Origin of the sequence: Pseudomonas folii (assembly GCF_014357575.1) — a bacterium.
In the GTDB taxonomy this organism is placed as follows: domain Bacteria; phylum Pseudomonadota; class Gammaproteobacteria; order Pseudomonadales; family Pseudomonadaceae; genus Aquipseudomonas; species Aquipseudomonas folii.
This window is the reverse complement of the sequence record NZ_JACONW010000122.1, coordinates 1-16,682: the sequence shown is the minus strand read 5'-3', so window position 1 is coordinate 16,682 and position 16,682 is coordinate 1. Positions and strand designations below refer to the sequence as shown.

The 16,682-nt window shown below is 58.5% G+C and carries 14 protein-coding genes; 6 read left to right on the top strand and 8 right to left on the bottom strand.

The genetic code is table 11. The features are described 5' to 3' along the window. Positions 1 to 23: 23 nt before the first annotated feature. Entirely contained in the window at positions 24 to 1,391 is a 1,368-nt protein-coding gene (gene radA, locus H8S59_RS20545) for a DNA repair protein RadA (protein ID WP_095096812.1), read from the bottom strand. 196 nt (positions 1,392 to 1,587) lie between these two features. Here radA and mscL point away from each other — a divergent pair, with 196 nt between their 5' ends. Next, complete coding sequence (mscL, locus tag H8S59_RS20540; protein ID WP_095096815.1) at positions 1,588 to 2,034, top strand: large-conductance mechanosensitive channel protein MscL; 447 nt, start codon at positions 1,588 to 1,590, stop codon at positions 2,032 to 2,034. Positions 2,035 to 2,220: 186 nt separating this feature from the next. On the opposite strand, the gene H8S59_RS20535 is transcribed toward mscL, so the two are convergent. Continuing rightward, positions 2,221 to 2,997 carry a ferredoxin--NADP reductase gene (locus tag H8S59_RS20535; protein WP_187522624.1) on the bottom strand — a complete coding sequence of 259 codons (777 nt, stop codon included), beginning with the start codon at positions 2,995 to 2,997 and terminating at the stop codon, positions 2,221 to 2,223. A 456-nt stretch (positions 2,998 to 3,453) separates the two neighbouring features. Between H8S59_RS20535 and H8S59_RS20530 the strand changes: the two genes are divergently transcribed. Continuing rightward, a complete protein-coding gene (locus H8S59_RS20530; protein WP_187522623.1) occupies positions 3,454 to 3,687 on the top strand; it encodes a LuxR C-terminal-related transcriptional regulator in 234 nt (77 codons plus the stop codon). Positions 3,688 to 3,806: 119 nt separating this feature from the next. Further along, positions 3,807 to 4,931, top strand: coding sequence for a methyltransferase (locus tag H8S59_RS20525; protein ID WP_187522622.1), 1,125 nt, complete (start codon positions 3,807 to 3,809; stop codon positions 4,929 to 4,931). Positions 4,932 to 5,111: 180 nt separating this feature from the next. On the opposite strand, the gene H8S59_RS20520 is transcribed toward H8S59_RS20525, so the two are convergent. From H8S59_RS20520 to H8S59_RS20510, 3 genes are read right to left on the bottom strand one after another with little or no spacing between them, the layout of a single operon-like run. Further along, positions 5,112 to 5,282 (bottom strand): DUF2474 domain-containing protein, encoded by a 171-nt coding sequence (locus H8S59_RS20520; RefSeq protein WP_049827148.1) that lies wholly within the window; start codon positions 5,280 to 5,282, stop codon positions 5,112 to 5,114. A 55-nt stretch (positions 5,283 to 5,337) separates the two neighbouring features. Continuing rightward, positions 5,338 to 6,345, bottom strand: coding sequence for a cytochrome d ubiquinol oxidase subunit II (gene cydB, locus H8S59_RS20515; protein WP_095096827.1), 1,008 nt, complete (start codon positions 6,343 to 6,345; stop codon positions 5,338 to 5,340). Positions 6,346 to 6,348: 3 nt separating this feature from the next. After that, positions 6,349 to 7,788, bottom strand: coding sequence for a cytochrome ubiquinol oxidase subunit I (locus tag H8S59_RS20510; RefSeq protein ID WP_187522621.1), 1,440 nt, complete (start codon positions 7,786 to 7,788; stop codon positions 6,349 to 6,351). A 448-nt stretch (positions 7,789 to 8,236) separates the two neighbouring features. On the opposite strand from H8S59_RS20510, the gene H8S59_RS20505 reads away from it, so the two are divergent. Beyond that, positions 8,237 to 9,484 carry an MFS transporter gene (locus H8S59_RS20505; protein WP_187522620.1) on the top strand — a complete coding sequence of 416 codons (1,248 nt, stop codon included), beginning with the start codon at positions 8,237 to 8,239 and terminating at the stop codon, positions 9,482 to 9,484. A 546-nt stretch (positions 9,485 to 10,030) separates the two neighbouring features. Here the strand turns inward: H8S59_RS20505 and H8S59_RS20500 are convergent. The 3 genes from H8S59_RS20500 to H8S59_RS20490 are packed head-to-tail and all read right to left on the bottom strand — an operon-like array spanning position 10,031 to position 13,769. After that, positions 10,031 to 12,229 (bottom strand): xanthine dehydrogenase family protein molybdopterin-binding subunit, encoded by a 2,199-nt coding sequence (locus H8S59_RS20500; protein ID WP_187522619.1) that lies wholly within the window; start codon positions 12,227 to 12,229, stop codon positions 10,031 to 10,033. Continuing rightward, positions 12,229 to 13,230 (bottom strand): FAD binding domain-containing protein, encoded by a 1,002-nt coding sequence (locus tag H8S59_RS20495; RefSeq protein ID WP_095096839.1) that lies wholly within the window; start codon positions 13,228 to 13,230, stop codon positions 12,229 to 12,231. Before H8S59_RS20495 ends, H8S59_RS20500 begins: the two co-directional genes overlap by 1 nt. After that, positions 13,227 to 13,769: a (2Fe-2S)-binding protein gene (locus H8S59_RS20490; RefSeq protein ID WP_087272602.1), complete on the bottom strand. Its 543-nt coding sequence runs from the start codon at positions 13,767 to 13,769 to the stop codon at positions 13,227 to 13,229. The genes H8S59_RS20495 and H8S59_RS20490 overlap by 4 nt, the downstream gene beginning before the upstream one ends. 519 nt (positions 13,770 to 14,288) lie before the next feature. Here H8S59_RS20490 and H8S59_RS20485 point away from each other — a divergent pair. Both H8S59_RS20485 and trmA read left to right on the top strand, forming a co-directional pair. Next, entirely contained in the window at positions 14,289 to 15,584 is a 1,296-nt protein-coding gene (locus H8S59_RS20485) for an NCS2 family permease (protein ID WP_187522618.1), read from the top strand. Further along, positions 15,581 to 16,672, top strand: coding sequence for a tRNA (uridine(54)-C5)-methyltransferase TrmA (gene trmA, locus H8S59_RS20480; RefSeq protein WP_187522617.1), 1,092 nt, complete (start codon positions 15,581 to 15,583; stop codon positions 16,670 to 16,672). The genes H8S59_RS20485 and trmA overlap by 4 nt, the downstream gene beginning before the upstream one ends. The last annotated feature ends 10 nt before the right edge of the window (positions 16,673 to 16,682 follow it).

The following is a 16,682-nucleotide window of genomic DNA, read 5'->3' as shown; positions in this document are numbered from 1 at the left end:
GCTCCTACAGAGCCTCTCGAACGTTATTCAAACAACGCATCCAGCGCCTGTTCCAAGCGGGTGACTGCAATGACCTGCAACCCCGGCGGCGCCTCTTTCGGGGCGTTGCCCTTAGGGACGATCGCCCGTTTGAAGCCGTGTTTGGCGGCTTCCTTGAGACGTTCCTGACCGCTCGGCACCGGGCGAACTTCGCCGGACAGCCCTACCTCACCAAACACCAGCAAATCATGAGGCAATGGACGGTTACGCAGACTGGACATCACCGCCGCCATCAGCGCCAGATCCGACGCGGTCTCCAGGACTTTGACGCCGCCCACCACGTTCAGGAAAACATCCTGATCGTGAGTCGGAATGCCGCCATGTCGGTGCAGCACAGCCAGTAGCATCGCCAGACGGTTCTGATCCAGTCCCAGCGTCACGCGACGTGGATTGGACATATGGCTGTCATCCACCAGCGCCTGAACCTCCACCAGCATCGGCCGCGTACCTTCCCAGGTCGCCATCACCACACTGCCCGGCACCTCTTCCTGAGCTCGGGTCAGAAAGATCGCCGACGGATTCGAGACCTCTTTGAGCCCCTTGTCCGTCATGCCGAAAACGCCCAGCTCGTTGACCGCGCCGAAACGGTTTTTCACTGCTCGAAGCAAACGCAGACGGCCATCGGATTCGCCTTCGAAATACAGAACCGTGTCCACCATGTGCTCAAGCACGCGTGGCCCCGCCAATGCGCCCTCTTTGGTGACATGGCCTACCAGAAAAATCGCGGTGCCACTCTGTTTGGCATAACGCACCAGCAAGGCCGCACTTTCACGCACTTGCGAGACACCGCCCGGAGCGGATTGCAGTTGTTCGGTAAAAATCGTCTGGATCGAGTCGATCACCATGACCTTGGGCTTTTCGACCTTGGCGGTGGCAATGATGTTTTCGATGCAGGTTTCGGTCATGACCTGCAGCTTGTCCTGTGGCAACCCCAGACGACGGGCGCGCATCGCGACTTGCTGCTGGGATTCCTCGCCTGTCACATACAGAGCGGGCATGCGCTCGGCAATGTTGCACAGGGTTTGCAGCAGAATCGTGGACTTGCCGATCCCCGGATCACCGCCGATCAGCACCACCGAGCCATCGACCAGACCACCGCCCAATACCCGGTCCAGCTCGGCCGAGTTGGTGGAGAACCTCGGGATTTCCTCGACACTGACCTCGGCCAGCGTACGGATCTGGGTCTGCTGCCCGGTCCAGCCTGAGCGGCCGCTGGGTGGCGCAGCGCTGCCGCTTTCCAACACGGTTTCCACCAGTGTGTTCCAGGCGCCGCATTCGCTGCACTGCCCGGCCCACTTGGGAAAAGTCGCACCGCACTCAGTGCAGCCATACAAGCGTTTGGCCTTGGCCATGACAACCCCATCGGTAAAAGTTGGCAATCATAACGCAGCTGCTGTCAGCGCGTCGGTAAGCATGCGGCACTGTCTTTTTGAGGAAATTCATAAAACTTCGTCAGAAAAGCCCGGTCGATTGCAGGGTGCCCAGCGCAACGCGTGCAGCTGACTTACACTGCATTGGACAAATCTCATCAGTTACAAGGAAAGACCCATGAGCGTACTAAGCGAGTTCAAAGCCTTTGCCGTCAAAGGTAACGTGGTCGATATGGCCGTCGGTATCATCATTGGTGCGGCATTCGGCAAGATCGTTTCGTCGTTCGTCGGCGATGTCATCATGCCGCCTCTCGGGCTGCTGATCGGCGGTGTGGACTTCAGTGACCTCGCCGTTATCCTCAGACCTGCAGAAGGTACGGCCCCTGCGGTAGTGCTGGCTTACGGCAAGTTCATCCAGACAGTTATCGACTTCATCATTGTCGCCTTCGCCATTTTCATGGGCGTAAAAGCGATCAATCGCCTCAAACGCGAAGAAGCCAAGGCCCCAACCCTGCCACCGACGCCAACCAAGCAGGAACTGCTGCTCGGTGAGATTCGTGACCTGTTGAAGGAACAGCATCAGCCGTCGGCACCGATTACTGTGGATCCGAAGCATCCGGTTTAGTAGTTAGCTAAACACTTCTCTGTGTTTGCATCAGATGACGTGGGACCGGCTTTAGCCGGGAAAGCAGTATTCGGCAGGACTACATTCAGTGCCTGTTCCGGCCTATTCCCGGCTGAAGCCGGTCCCACGTCGAAAGTTGCAGGCACATAGAATCCCCACGGGGTTCGGTGCTCAGCCTAAGACGTGTCACCAATAATTCTCGACAACCACCTGCCCTGGCCGCCGTGTCAGGTTAAGGTTCATGTCGCGCGCTTTAAGCAACGCTCGGGTGTCTTCGATCATTTGCGGGTTGCCGCAGATCATCACTCGCGAGTGCTCGGGGGTTAGCGGCAAACCTGCTGCGGCCTCCAGCTCACCACTTTCTATCAACTGAGTAATCCGGCCATTCAACGCGCCAGGAACTTGTTCGCGAGTGACTACCGGCACATAGATAAGCTTGTCGGCGTACTCAGCCAGGTAATCACGCTCGGTGAGTCCGGCAATCAGCGGTTGATACGCCAATTCCTTCGCCTCGCGGGCGCTGTACACCAGAACGATACGATCAAATTTTTCCCACACCTCGAAGTCCTGAAGAATCGACAGGAACGGCGCGACGCCGGTGCCTGTGGATAACAACCAGAGGTCACGGCCGTCGGTAAATCTGTCCACCGTCAGATAACCCGTGGCGAGCTTTTCGACGAACAGAGTGTCACCTTCACGCAAGCGGCTCAGCTCGCTGGTGAACTCGCCTCCCGGCACAACAATGGAGAAAAACTCCAGAAACTCGTCGTGGGGTGAGGACGCCATTGAATACGCACGCCACACGATGCTGCCGTCGGCCTTGGCGACACCCAAACGCGCAAACTGCCCGGCCGTAAAGCGAAAGCCCGGGTCGCGAGTGGTGCGCAGTGTGAACAGGCTTGGGGTCAATGGCGTCACGCTGAGCAGCGTCTGGCGGGTGTATTTTTCTTCACTGGCGGTCATGGTCGATCCTGACTCCTGCACATAAACGGAGGTGCCCAGTGTCCCGCAAAGTGCAGTGGATAAACACCGCTGGTTTGTAGTGGCATCCTTATCATCGATAACGGACTCATGGCATAACACGACCATTCGACCTTACGCCGGCCCCACTGGCCATCCATTTGCCGAACTGCACCGCGGTGTCCCGCCACACGGTTATCCAAACCGCGTTTCAACTCAGACAGGCGCGGTTAGATCATTTGTCTCTTGAGCGTATAGCCATACCTGCAGCTGGAGTTCAAAGACCCCTCTGGACCCGGCTGTGTAGCGAGTCGCGAATTCTTTTTCCACTCATGAGACAAAACGCCAGCATTCCATCTGTCTGCAGTGCCGCTGCGCCGGATTTTCGCATCTGGATTTTTTCTACACTTAGAAACGTAACCCACGGACAAAAGCTGGACCGACAGGAAGGCAAAAAAAATGGGGACCCAATCCTTAGAGGCGCTGCACAGTTACGGCATGAAGAAACTGACTGCCAGGGAAATAGAGATACTGAAATGGACGGCTGAAGGAAAAACTGCGGCGGACATCGCCATTATTCTGAGCATGAAGGAACGTACAGTGCATTTTCACGTGGCCAACGCGGTGCAAAAAATGGGCGCATGCAACAAAACCTCAGCGGTGGTCCAGGCGGCACTGAGCGGAATGTTCTGACTAACGACGCAAGGACAGGTACCCAGCGGCAAAAAGCACGTAAAATCACCCGCCTTAGCCAGCCCATCGCTTCACGGGCCTCGGTGACCAATCGTCGATTGTCCAGAGTTTTCCCGCCCATGCCGTTGCTTGATACCCCGCTCGCCCAGCTTGACCTCATCCGCCAACCGGAACAGCAAGACGAACCGCTGCAGGCGTTCGACGCTGCCGATGAATACCTACTCAACTATGTGGCGGAGCATGGCCTGACGCTGCAAAGCAAAGTGCTGGTACTCAATGACAGCTTCGGCGCGCTGGCGGCCAGCCTTGCTCAGCATGCGGCCGTCACCAGCAGCACCGACTCCTGGCTCGCGGCGCATGGTTTACAGAAAAACCTCGTACGCAACGGCATGGCCTATGATGCGGTCACTTTAGTCCCCGCCAGTGAAACAGCAGTCGGCCCGTTCGACTGGGTGTTGATTCGCGTGCCGAAAACCCTCGCGCTGCTTGAAGAACAATTGATTCGCCTGCAAGGCCAACTGGCTCCCGGCGCTCGTGTCGTCGCTGCTGCAATGATCAAGCACTTGCCGCGCTCAGCGGGCGAGTTGCTGGAGGAGTACATCGGCCCGGTCAGCGCTTCTCTTGGGGTGAAAAAAGCCAGGCTGCTGTTCGCAACGCCTGAGCTCAAAAAGAACGCTCCGTCGCCCTACCCGACACACTACAAACTGGACGAACCGGCTATCGAACTGGTGAATCACGCCAACGTGTTCTGCCGTGAAGGTCTGGATATCGGCACTCGCGCGTTCCTGCCACATCTGCCAAAAAACCTGGGCAGCGCACGAGTTGCCGACCTCGGCTGTGGCAACGGTGTATTGGCGATTGCCAGTGCCCTGGCAAATCCTCAGGCGCATTACACGCTGGTTGATGAGTCGTACATGGCGGTCCAGTCAGCGGAGCAGAACTGGCGTACGGCATTGGGCGAACGAGAAGTGATCTTGCGTGCCGACGACGGTCTGGCGGGGCAGGAACCTGACTCCCTCGACGTGGTGTTGTGCAACCCGCCGTTTCATCAACAACAAGTCGTCGGTGACTTTCTGGCCTGGCGCATGTTCCAGCAAGCACGCGCTGCGCTGGTGCCGGGTGGGGCGTTGTACGTGGTGGGCAACCGTCACTTGGGTTATCACACCAAACTGGCGCGCCTGTTTCGCGGTGTAGAGCAAGTGGCAGCCACGCCGAAGTTTGTGATCCTCAAGGCGCGTAAGTAACAACTTCGCCCAAAAGACGATCCTGTAGGAGCTGCCGAAGGCTGCGAAAGCGTTTTGTCTGACACACCGCAATTCGCAGCCTTCGGCAGCTCCTACAGGATCGCTATCTGCATGGCAAAAAAAACCCTCCAGTGGAGGGTTATAAAACCGCGTCGATGGGACGCAGGATGGGATTTTGAATCAGTGGGTCGTCAGGCCCGCAGCGTTCATGAACAGTCGCAATATGCTTGCGACGATGAACAGTGCAAATACGCTCGCAGCCCAGATACCGGCCAGCCACGCCAGACGTTGCCACAGTGGCTTCTTCAACGCCGGGTCTTGCTCTTCATGAAAAGATTCTTTGCCAGACATCGCCAGTCTCTCCTCTATCGATAGCCCCAGCGCCGAGCGCTGGGGCGGTCATCTGCTAGTGGTAACCGTCTTCGTGGGTCACCTTGCCGCGGAATACGTAGTAGCTCCAGAAGGTGTAAACCAGAATCAACGGGATGATGAACAGCGTACCCACCAGCATGAAGCCCTGGCTTTGCGGTGGCGATGATGCATCCCAGATCGAAACCGACGGGGGGATGATGTTCGGCCACAGGCTGATACCAAGACCACTATAGCCAAGGAAGATCAGCAGCAGCGTCAGCAGGAATGGCGTGTAGTTAGCGTTGCGCGCCACGGCCTTGAACAGACCATACATGGTGATCAGCACCAGAACCGGGACTGGCAGGAACCAGAACAGATTCGGCAGCGTGAACCAGCGGGTGGCAATGTCAGGGTGCGCCAGCGGCGTCCAGATGCTTACAACACCAATCACTACCAGCAAGGCGGTGGCCAACGGACGCGCCAGGTTATGCATGGCTTTCTGCAGGGCACCTTCGGTCTTCATGATCAGCCAGGTGCAACCCAGCAGCGCATAAGCGACGATCAGCGCCAGACCGCAGAACACGGTGAACGGCGAGAACCAGTCCAGATCACCGCCCGCGAACTGGCGATTGACCACCGGAATACCGTCAATGAACGCACCCAGTGCCACGCCCTGAAAGAACGTCGCAGTCAGAGAGCCGCCAATGAAAGCCTTGTCCCACAGGTGACGTTTTTCATCGGTTGCCTTGAAACGAAATTCGAAAGCAACACCGCGGAAAATCAGACCGACAAGCATCAGCATCAGTGGCAGGTAGAGTGCCGACAACACTACCGAATAGGCCAGCGGGAATGCGCCGAACAAACCGGCGCCACCCAATACCAGCCAGGTTTCGTTGCCGTCCCAGACCGGCGCAACCGTGTTCATCATTACATCGCGGTCGGTCTTGTCCTTCATGAACGGGAAGAGAATCCCGATGCCGAGGTCGAAGCCGTCCATCACTACATACATCATCACGCCGAAGATGATGATGATTGCCCAGATGAGTGGAAGATCAATACCCATGACTCAGTTCCCCTTGCCCAGACTGTCGAGATTGTCGCCATCTTCCGCACCTTCAACAGCGGCGGAGAGTGGACGGGCGGGTGTACGGTTCTGACCTGGGCCACCTTCTGGAACATGCTCGACGTAGGCTTTCGGACCTTTGCGTACCAGACGCATCATGTAACCAAGACCGGCACCGAACAGCACGAAGTAGACCACCACGAACATCACCAGCGTGATGCTCATTTGCGTAACGCTGTGTCCGGATGAAGCGTCGGAAGTCCGCATCAGGCCGTACACAACCCACGGCTGACGGCCGATTTCAGTGGTGAACCAGCCCGCCAGGATCGCGATCAAGCCGGAAGGTCCCATCCACAACGCCAGATACAGGAACGCGCGGGAGTTATAAAGCGTGCCGCGTTTGCGCAGCCAGAGGCTCCACAGACCGGTGAAGATCATCAGGAAGCCGAGACCCACCATGACCCGGAACGACCAGAACACGATGGTGGAATTCGGACGGTCTTCCGGTTTGAATTCCTTGAGAGCCGGTACTTGCTTGTCCAGGCTGTGAGTCAGGATCAGGCTGCCCAGGTACGGAATTTCAACCGCGTACTTGGTGCGCTCTTCTTTCATGTCCGGCAAGCCGAACAGGATCAACGGCGTGGGCTCGTCACCGACGTTTTCCCAGTGGCCTTCAATCGCTGCGATTTTCGCTGGCTGGTGTTCAAGAGTGTTCAAGCCATGGAAGTCGCCGACCACCGCTTGCACGGGAGCGACGATCAGGGCCATCCACATTGCCATGGAAAGCATTTTGCGGATTTGCGGGGTGTCCCGGCCACGCAACAGATGCCACGCAGCAGACGAGCCGACAAAGAATGCCGTTGCTACGAATGCCGCGATGGACATGTGCAGCAAGCGATACGGGAAGGACGGGTTGAACACCACGGCGAACCAGTCAGTGGGGATCACACGGCCGTCGATGATTTCGTAACCTTGTGGGGTCTGCATCCAGCTGTTGGAGGACAGAATCCAGAAGGTAGAGATCAGGGTGCCGATGGCGACCATGACCGTAGAGAAGAAGTGCAGGTTGCGCCCGACGCGGTTCCAGCCGAACAGCATCACGCCCAGGAAACCGGCTTCGAGGAAGAAGGCTGTCAGCACTTCGTACGTCAGCAGCGGCCCGGTGACGGCTCCGGCAAAGTCGGAGAAGCGGCTCCAGTTGGTACCAAACTGATACGCCATGACCAGACCGGACACCACGCCCATGCCGAAGTTGACGGCAAAGATCTTCGACCAGAAATGGTAAAGGTCTCGGTAGACGTTGTTGTGGGTCTTGAGCCACAGGCCTTCCAGCACCGCCAGGTAACTTGCCAGACCGATGGTAATGGCAGGGAACAGGATGTGGAACGAGATGGTAAACGCGAACTGAATTCGGGCGAGCTCAATTGCATCCAAACCGAACATTGGGTTTTCCTCTATCAGGTGATACGGCTGGTGACTCGAGGTCAGCAGCCACTGCCCCCCACTGGTAAGGAGCGCGGCAGGTTGAAAACGTTCTGGGTGGTGGAAGAAAAAAGGCTCAGCCCTTTCCATCGGCCCATTGCGCAACCTTGAAGTCCGTCAAGCCGCCTGCCGTTTCTTTTGCCTTGTGGGCATTGACGCAGATCAACCGACTGTCAAAGAGTAGTCCCATTTCAGCCTCTCGGACGTGTGGTCTTTTGCCGCGTGGCGAGTTGTCTCACCGCTCTGCAGCCCTGCTTTGCAGGCACATGAGAAGAACTTTCATTGCCACGGTCTATGGCTGTGACGTAAAAAAACCTTCAGATCTGGATCCAATCTGACCGGCTTTTCATGCAACTAACTGTTACAAACTGATAATCTGGCCGCTCTCTCCTGCCTGGCTGTTGTGCTCATGCCGACTCAAGCCCCAGTGTTACTGCGCCACCATCGTCCGTTCGTCGCTTTCTGGTTTGCCCGCATTTTTACCGCCAGCGGTTTTCAAATGCTGACGGTGGCCATAGGCTGGAATCTCTACCAGTTGACCGGCAACGTGCTGGACCTCGGGCTAGTGGGTCTGGTGGAGTTCGCGCCTCGTGTGCTGTTCATGCTGCACACCGGGCATGTGGCAGATCGGTACGATCGCCGTAAAGTGGCCGCGATTTGCCAGACCGCGCAGGCGTGTATTGCACTGGCGCTGTTCATCGGTAGCAGCACCGACAGCGTCACGCGGGAGATGATCTTTATTCTGGCCTTTGCGCTAGGCGCCTCTCGCTCTTTTGAAATGCCCACCACTCAGGCTTTGCTGCCGAGCATCGTGCCCCCTGCCCTTTTCCCTCGGGCAGTGGCTGCGGCGCAATCGGCACAGCAATCGGCAACCATCGTCGCTCCGGCACTGGGCGGTTTTCTGTACGCATTCGGCAGTAGCTGGGTGTACGGGCCAACCGTGCTGCTTTACGTCATCGCCTGCTCGCTGATGCTCAGCCTCCCCGCCCGACAGACGCCGCTGAACAAGAACAAAGCCACGCTTGACTCGCTGCTGGCCGGGATTCGCTTTATCCGCAGCCGTCCGGACGTACTCGGCGCGATTTCGCTGGACCTGTTCGCGGTGCTGTTGGGCGGCGCGACCGCGCTGCTGCCGGTGTTTGCCAAGGACATTCTGCTGACCGGCCCCTGGGGGCTGGGCATGCTGCGCTCGGCTCCAGCGGTTGGCGCATTGGCGATGTCGCTATGGCTTGCGCACTTCAACGTCGAGCGGCACGTGGGGCGTGTGATGTTCACCGCCGTCGGCGTGTTCGGCGTGGCGACCATCGCGTTTGGTCTGTCGACATCGTTCTGGTTTTCCATGGCCGTGTTGGCGGTGCTCGGCGCAGCGGACATGATCAGCATGGTGATCCGCGCATCCTTCGTGCAACTTGAAACCCCTGATGAAATGCGCGGCCGGGTCAGCGCGGTCAACGGGCTGTTCATTGGCGCTTCGAATCAGTTGGGTGAGTTTGAATCCGGCCTGACCGCGCACTGGTTTGGCGTGGTTCCGGCGGTGGTGATGGGGGGCGTAGGCACCCTGGCGGTGACGGGTATCTGGATCAAACTGTTCCCGACCCTGGCCAACCGCGACCGCATGAGAGATGTCGTAGCGGAGGCGGAAGCGCAGAAGGTGTAGGGTCGCAGGGAACCTGTGGGAGATTCCTTGTTTGCACGCCAGCCGACGTGGAACCGGCTTTAGCCGGGAAAGCGATATTTCTGCTGATAAAGATTCAGCGTCTATACCTGCCTCTTCCCGGCTGAAGCCGGTCCCACGTCATCAGCGATTCCTGTGGGAGATTCCTTGTTTGCACGCCGGCCGACGTGGGACCGGCTTTAGCCGGGAAAGCGATATTTCTGCTGATAAAGATTCAGCGTCTATACCTGCCTCTTCCCGGCTGAAGCCGGTCCCACGTATCAGCGATTCCTGTGGGAGATTCCTTGTTTGCACGCCGGCCGACGTGGGACCGGCTTTAGCCGGGAAAGCGATATTTCTGCTGATAAAGATTCAGCGTCCGTACCTGCCTCTTCCCGGCTAACGCCAGTCCGCGGGATCACATCAAACCTGTGGGAGCTGAGCTTGCTCGCGATGAACGATGACGCGATATGTCTTCTAGCTACGTCTCATGCATCGCGGGCAAGCCCAGCTCCCACAAAGTTGCGAGTTTACACAGGGATAATGCCGTCAGAGCACCTTATCCAGCGTTATCGGGAAGTCCCGAACCCGCTTGCCGGTTGCATGGTAAATCGCGTTGGCCACCGCCGCCGCAACGCCGACGATGCCAATCTCGCCGACCCCTTTCGAACCCAGCGCGTTGACGATTTCATCGTTTTCTTCGACAAAAATCACGTCAATGTCGTTGATATCGGCGTTAACCGGGATGTGGTACTCGGCGAGGCTATGGTTCATAAAACGGCCAAGCTTATGATCGCTCTGGGTTTCTTCCTGCAAGGCCATGCCCAGCCCCCAGACCACGCCGCCCAGTATCTGGCTGCGAGCCATTTTCGGGTTGACCACTCGGCCTGCGGCCACTGCGCTGACCACCCGGCTGACACGAATCGTGCCCAGGTCTTCATCGACCTGCACTTCAACGAATACCGCCGAGTGTGTAGCGCTCGAGTAACCTTCGCGCTTTGCATCAGGCTCGGCATCAACCTGCACCTGCAAGCCTTCAGGCCAACTGCTCAGCACTTCGCTGAGTGCCAATCGATGATCGCCCAGCGACACGTATCCATCAGCCACGGTCATTTGCTCGACCTTCGCGGCAAAAAACTTCGCGTCAATCTGACCCGCTGCGGTAAACAGCTTCTCGCGCAATGCCTTGCTGGCCTGCTGCACGGCAGTGCCCACGGACGATATCGTGAAAGAACCACCCTGCAAGGGAGCTGTTGGCAACGACGAATCCCCCAGCACGAAAGTCGTGTCTTCGACAGCAACGCCCGCCGCTTCGGCTGCAATTTGCGTCATAACCGTGTAAGTGCCGGTGCCGATATCAGTTGTCGCACTGCTGACCGTCAATTTGCCCTGGGCGTCGATATGCGCCTTGGCACTGGCTTTCATCTGCATCGCTTCCCAGACGCCGCCCGCCATGCCCCAGCCGATCAACTGGCGACCTTCGCGCATGCTGCGCGGCTCAGGGTTGCGGTGGCTCCAGCCGAAGCGGTCTGCGCCCTGGGTATAACAAGCGCGCAATTGCTTGCTGGAATACGGCTTGTCTTCGTTGCCGTTGCGATCAGCGAAATTGACCTGACGCAGCTGCACCGGGTCCATCGCCAAGGCAACAGCCAGTTCATCCATGGCGCACTCCAGGCCGATCAGACCCAAGGCAGCGCCTGGCGCGCGCATATCCAGCGGGGTGTAAACGTCCAGTGGTGCGAGCTTGTAGGTCAGCTCGACGTTGTCGCACTTGTAGAGCATGCCGCTCCATTCAACGACATGCTCGCTGAAATCCTCAAACCGGGACGTCTGACCGATTGCACCGTGCCCAACCGCCAGCAAACGGCCATCCGCCGACGCGCCCAGACGCAAGTGCTGCAACGTGCGCGGACGATAGCCGAAAGTGAACATCTGCTGTCGAGTCAGGGTAACGCGCACTGAACGCTTGAGTTCCAGCGCCGCCATTACCGCCAGCGGCAGTTGATACTGCGGACGCAGCCCCGAGCCGAACGCACCGCCGACAAAGGCCGCCAGCACCTGAATCTTGTCTTTCGGGATACCGAATACGTTGTGCAGATAGTCCTGACAGTTTTGCGGACCTTGGGTCTTGTCATGAACCTGCAGGCTGCCATCGTCCTTGTAAAACACCGTTGAAGCATGGGGCTCCATCGGGTTGTGATGCTCGACCGGCGTACTGTAATGGGCATCGACAGTCAGTGCGGAATTGGCAAAACTCGCCTGAAAGTCACCGCGCGGCGCGGGCAGTTCAGCCGGTGCCGCATAACTGTCACCCTGCACCGCCAGCAGATCGGTTTCGTGGGCTTCGACCAGATATTCGATACGTACCAGAGAACCGGCATAACGTGCCAGCTCAAGGGTCTCGGCAACGACAAGCGCCAGCGGCTGGCCGCTGTACAACACGCGATCGTTATACAGCGGACGAAATGGCGAACCGTCTGCCGAATCGGCGTCTTCATAGTTCTCGTCATAGCTGGCGAGCTTGGGACGGTTCTTGTGATCAAGCACCATCACGACCCCCGGCACGCGCAGGGCTTCGGTGATGTCGATGTGCGTCACACGACCGCGAGCGATAGTGCTGGAGACCACGCTGCCATGCAGCAAACCGGTTTCCGGGTATTCACCGGCATAACGGGCCTGACCGGTAACTTTGAGCTTGCCGTCTACCCGGTCAAGCGCTTGGCCCAGTGGCGAAACAGGCGTATTCATTAGGCGTTCCCTCCTGAAGCGGCTGCATCGACCGCGGCATCGCTAAGGGTTCGAATGATCGCCCGACGTGCCAGTTTGACTTTAAAAGCGTTGTGTTCCAGCGGCTCGGCATCGGCCAGCAGTGCATCGGCGGCGGCTGCGAAGTTCTCGCGGGAGACGGGTTTGCCGACCAACATTTGCTCCACGACCTTGTCGCGCCATGGCTTGTGAGCAACACCGCCCAGCGCCAGACGCACGTCGCGAATGACATCACCGTCCAGCTCCAACGACGCTGCAACCGAGATCAGCGCGAAGGCGTAGGAAGCCCGATCACGGATTTTCAGGTACTTGCCCTGACCCGCGAAGCCGGGTGCAGGGAGCTCGATTGCGGTAATCAGCTCGTCATCGGCCAATTGGTTATCACGCTGAGGCGCATCGCCGGGCAGACGATGGAAGTCGGCAAACTCGATGGTGCGCTGACCTGCACGCCCCTGAACATGGACAATGGCTTCAAGCGCGGCGAGAGCAACGCACATGTCCGAAGGATGAGTCGCGACGCATTCGTCGCTGGCCCCCAGAATCGCGTGGATACGGTTCAGGCCGTCTCGCGCCGGGCAACCGCTGCCAGGCTCGCGTTTATTGCACGGCACAGTGGAGTCATAGAAGTAGTAGCAACGTGTGCGCTGCAGCAGGTTACCGCCTGTGCTCGCCATGTTGCGAAGTTGTGGCGATGCTCCGGCCAGTACGGCCTGGGACAGCAGCGGGTAACGTTGTTCGATCAACGGATGCCAGGCCAGATCAGCGTTGCTCACCAGTGCGCCGATGAGCAGTCCACCGTTGTCGGTTTCGCTGATGTCGTTCAGTGGCAACCGGGTGATGTCGATCAGATGCTCGGGCCGTGCGACGTTTTCTTTCATCAGATCGAGCAGGTTAGTACCGCCCGCGATGAACCGGGTCGCAGCACCGCTAAGATTGACCGCTTCGCTGACACTGGTTGGGCGGCTGTAGATAAAGGGATTCATCGGCTGCCCTCCGCTTTCTCGAAGCTACCCATCTCTGAATGGGTGTTGCGCAGCTCGGGCAGGACTTCTTCCACCGCCGCCAGAATGTTGCTGTAGGCACCGCAGCGGCACAGGTTGCCGCTCATCAGTTCCTGAATCTCGGCACGGCTGTTGGCGCGACCTTCATTGGCCAGCCCGACCGCCGAGCAGATCTGCCCGGGCGTGCAATAGCCGCATTGAAAGGCGTCATGCTTGATGAACGCCTGCTGCATCGGGTGCAGTTGCTCGCCGTCTGCAAGCCCTTCAATCGTGGTCAGCTCTGCGCCGTCACACATGATCGCCAGGGTCAGACAGGAATTGATCCGCTTGCCGTCGCGCAGAACGGTACACGCGCCACATTGGCCGTGATCGCAGCCTTTCTTGCTGCCGACCAGATCAAGCTGGTCTCGAAGCAAATCGAGCAATGTTGTCCAAGGCTGGACGTTGAGCTGTCGCGGCTGACCGTTGAGGGTCAGGCTAATCGCGTGGCCAGCGAAATCCTGGGGGGTTGGTGAACTCATGGAAACCTCACGGTAGGTACTCAAACAGCGCAGTTTTTCTGCGTCTTAAGGGGTACGACTCGCGGGGTTTGGCAATCGTTCAGGGTTTGTTGATGAGTGTTGATCCAGTGGGTGATGCGTGACTTAGACGGCATCCGGGCGATAAACGACAATGCAGTGAGTCTTCTGGCTGCGTCTCATGTATCGCGGGCACGCCTGGCTCCCACAGGATCCACGCCAGCCTGTTGGACTGAATTCACACAAGCATTTGAGCCGGACGCTGGCACTGTGGGAGCGGTGCTTGCCCGCGATGCAGTCGATTTGATCTACAGCGAACCGCTGTCCAGCGCTGTTCAGAGAAATCTGAAGAATGAATGCAACAGCACACCATTCATCAGCAGGCAGTCACAAACCCGTTCGACTGGTATCATGCGCGGCTTTTTCCGACAGGTACAAAATCCGCGGGCCGCTTCGGCAGTCTGTGCTTTGCTGTTCTAGTCGATTCATTCACGACGCAGGCGCGTCACCGGGGAGCCAGACATGCTGGAACGGCTGTTTCAACTCAAGGCACACAACACCAACGTGCGCACCGAGATTCTCGCGGGCGTCACGACCTTTCTGGCCATGGCCTACATCCTGTTCGTCAACCCGAGCATCCTCGGCGCGACCGGCATGGACAAAGGCGCGTTGTTCGTCGCCACCTGTCTGGCGGCCGCCATCGGCTCGGCCACAATGGGCATCATCGCCAACTACCCGATTGCCCTGGCACCGGGTATGGGCCTGAACGCCTTCTTCACATACACCGTTGTGCTGCACATGGGCCATACCTGGCAGGTGGCACTGGGCGCGGTATTCATTTCGGCGGTGATGTTCTTTGTCCTGTCGATCTTTCGCATCCGTGAATGGATCATCAACAGCATCCCGCTGCCACTGCGCTCGGCGATTGCCGCCGGTATCGGCCTGTTCCTGGCACTGATCGCCCTGCACAACGCTGGCATCGTGGTCAGCAACCCGGCCACCATGGTCGGCATGGGTGATCTGAAGCAACCAGCACCGGTACTCGCCACCTTGGGCTTTTTCCTGATTGTTGCCCTGGAAAAACTCAAGGTGCGTGGCGCCGTGCTGATCGGCATTCTGGCCGTAACCATTGTCTCGATTCTGCTGGGCTTCACGCCTTTCGGTGGTGTGGTGTCGATGCCACCATCCCTGGCCCCGACCTTCCTGCAACTGGACATCAAAGGCGCCTTTGATGTCGGCCTGATCAGCGTGATCTTCGCCTTCCTGTTCGTGGACCTGTTCGACAACTCCGGCACGCTGATCGGCGTCGCCAAACGCGCCGGGCTGATGGACAAGAACGGCCACATGCCAAAAATGGGCCGTGCACTGATCGCCGACAGCACCGCCGCCATGGCGGGTTCGCTGCTGGGTACTTCGACCACCACCAGCTACATCGAATCGGCGGCAGGCGTCAGTGCTGGCGGCCGCACCGGTCTGACCGCCATCGTCGTTGCGATCCTGTTCCTGCTGGCGTTGTTCTTCGCGCCGCTGGCAGGCAGCGTTCCGGCGTTCGCCACTGCCCCGGCGCTGCTGTTCGTGGCGGTTCTGATGACCTCCGGGCTGGCGGAAATCGATTGGGATGATCTGTCGGTCGCTGCACCCGTCGTTATTACTGCGCTGGCGATGCCGTTCACCTACTCCATCGCCAACGGCATTGCCTTTGGTTTCATCGCCTGGACAGGCATCAAACTGCTGTCGGGCCAGTGGCGTGAGCTGAATCCCGCGCTGGTGATCCTGTCGATTCTGTTCGTTATCAAATTGGGTTGGTTTCCGGCATGAGTGCAAGTATTCCGTTCGACCCTGCGAGCTATGACACTCAACTCCAGGCCAAAGCAGATCGCCTGCGTGAACTGCTTGCCCCTTTTGATGCGCCGGAGCCTCAGGTGTTTGACTCACCCAAGGCCAACTACCGGCTGCGCGCCGAGTTCCGCCTGTGGCGTGAAGACCAGAAGCGTCACTACGCGATGTTTACCCCTGGGGATAACAAGAACCCGATCCTGCTCGATGGCCTGCCGATTGCCAGCCTGCGCATCAACGCATTGATGCCAGTACTGCGCGACCGCTGGGAAGCCAGCAAGGTGCTTAACCACAAGCTGTTCCAAGTGGACTTCCTGACCACGCTGGCAGGCGATGCGATGATCACAATGTGTTATCACCGCCCGCTGGACGACGAGTGGCTGGCCGAAGCCGAAAAGCTGGCCGCCGACCTGGACGTGAGCCTGATCGGCCGTTCAAAGGGCCAGCGTCTGGTGATTGGTCGTGATTACGTGACCGAACAGCTTGAAGTCGCCGGTCGCACCTTCAGTTACCGTCAGCCTGAAGGCGCGTTCACCCAGCCCAACGGCACGGTGAACCAGAAGATGCTCGACTGGGCGTATGCCGCGCTGGGCGACCGTGAAGATGATTTGCTGGAGTTGTATTGCGGCAACGGCAACTTCACCCTGCCGTTGGCGACCCGTGTCCGCAAAGTGCTGGCGACCGAAATCAGCAAGACATCGGTTAACGCCGCCTTGAGCAATCTGGCCGATAACGCGGTGGATAACGTGACGCTGGTGCGCCTGTCTGCAGAAGAACTGACCGAGGCACTGAATGAAGTGCGTCCGTTCCGCCGGCTGCATGGCGTGGATTTGAAGAGTTACGACTTTGGCAGCGTCTTCGTCGACCCGCCCCGCGCGGGTATGGACCCGGACACCTGCGAGCTGACGCGCCGCTTCGAGCGCATTCTGTACATTTCCTGCAACCCGGAAACCCTGGCCGCCAACGTCGCCCAGCTCAACGACACTCACCGTGTCGAGCGTTGCGCGCTGTTTGACCAGTTTCCGTATACCCACCATATGGAGTCCGGGGTGTTGCTGGTACGCCGCTAATCCCTTGTGG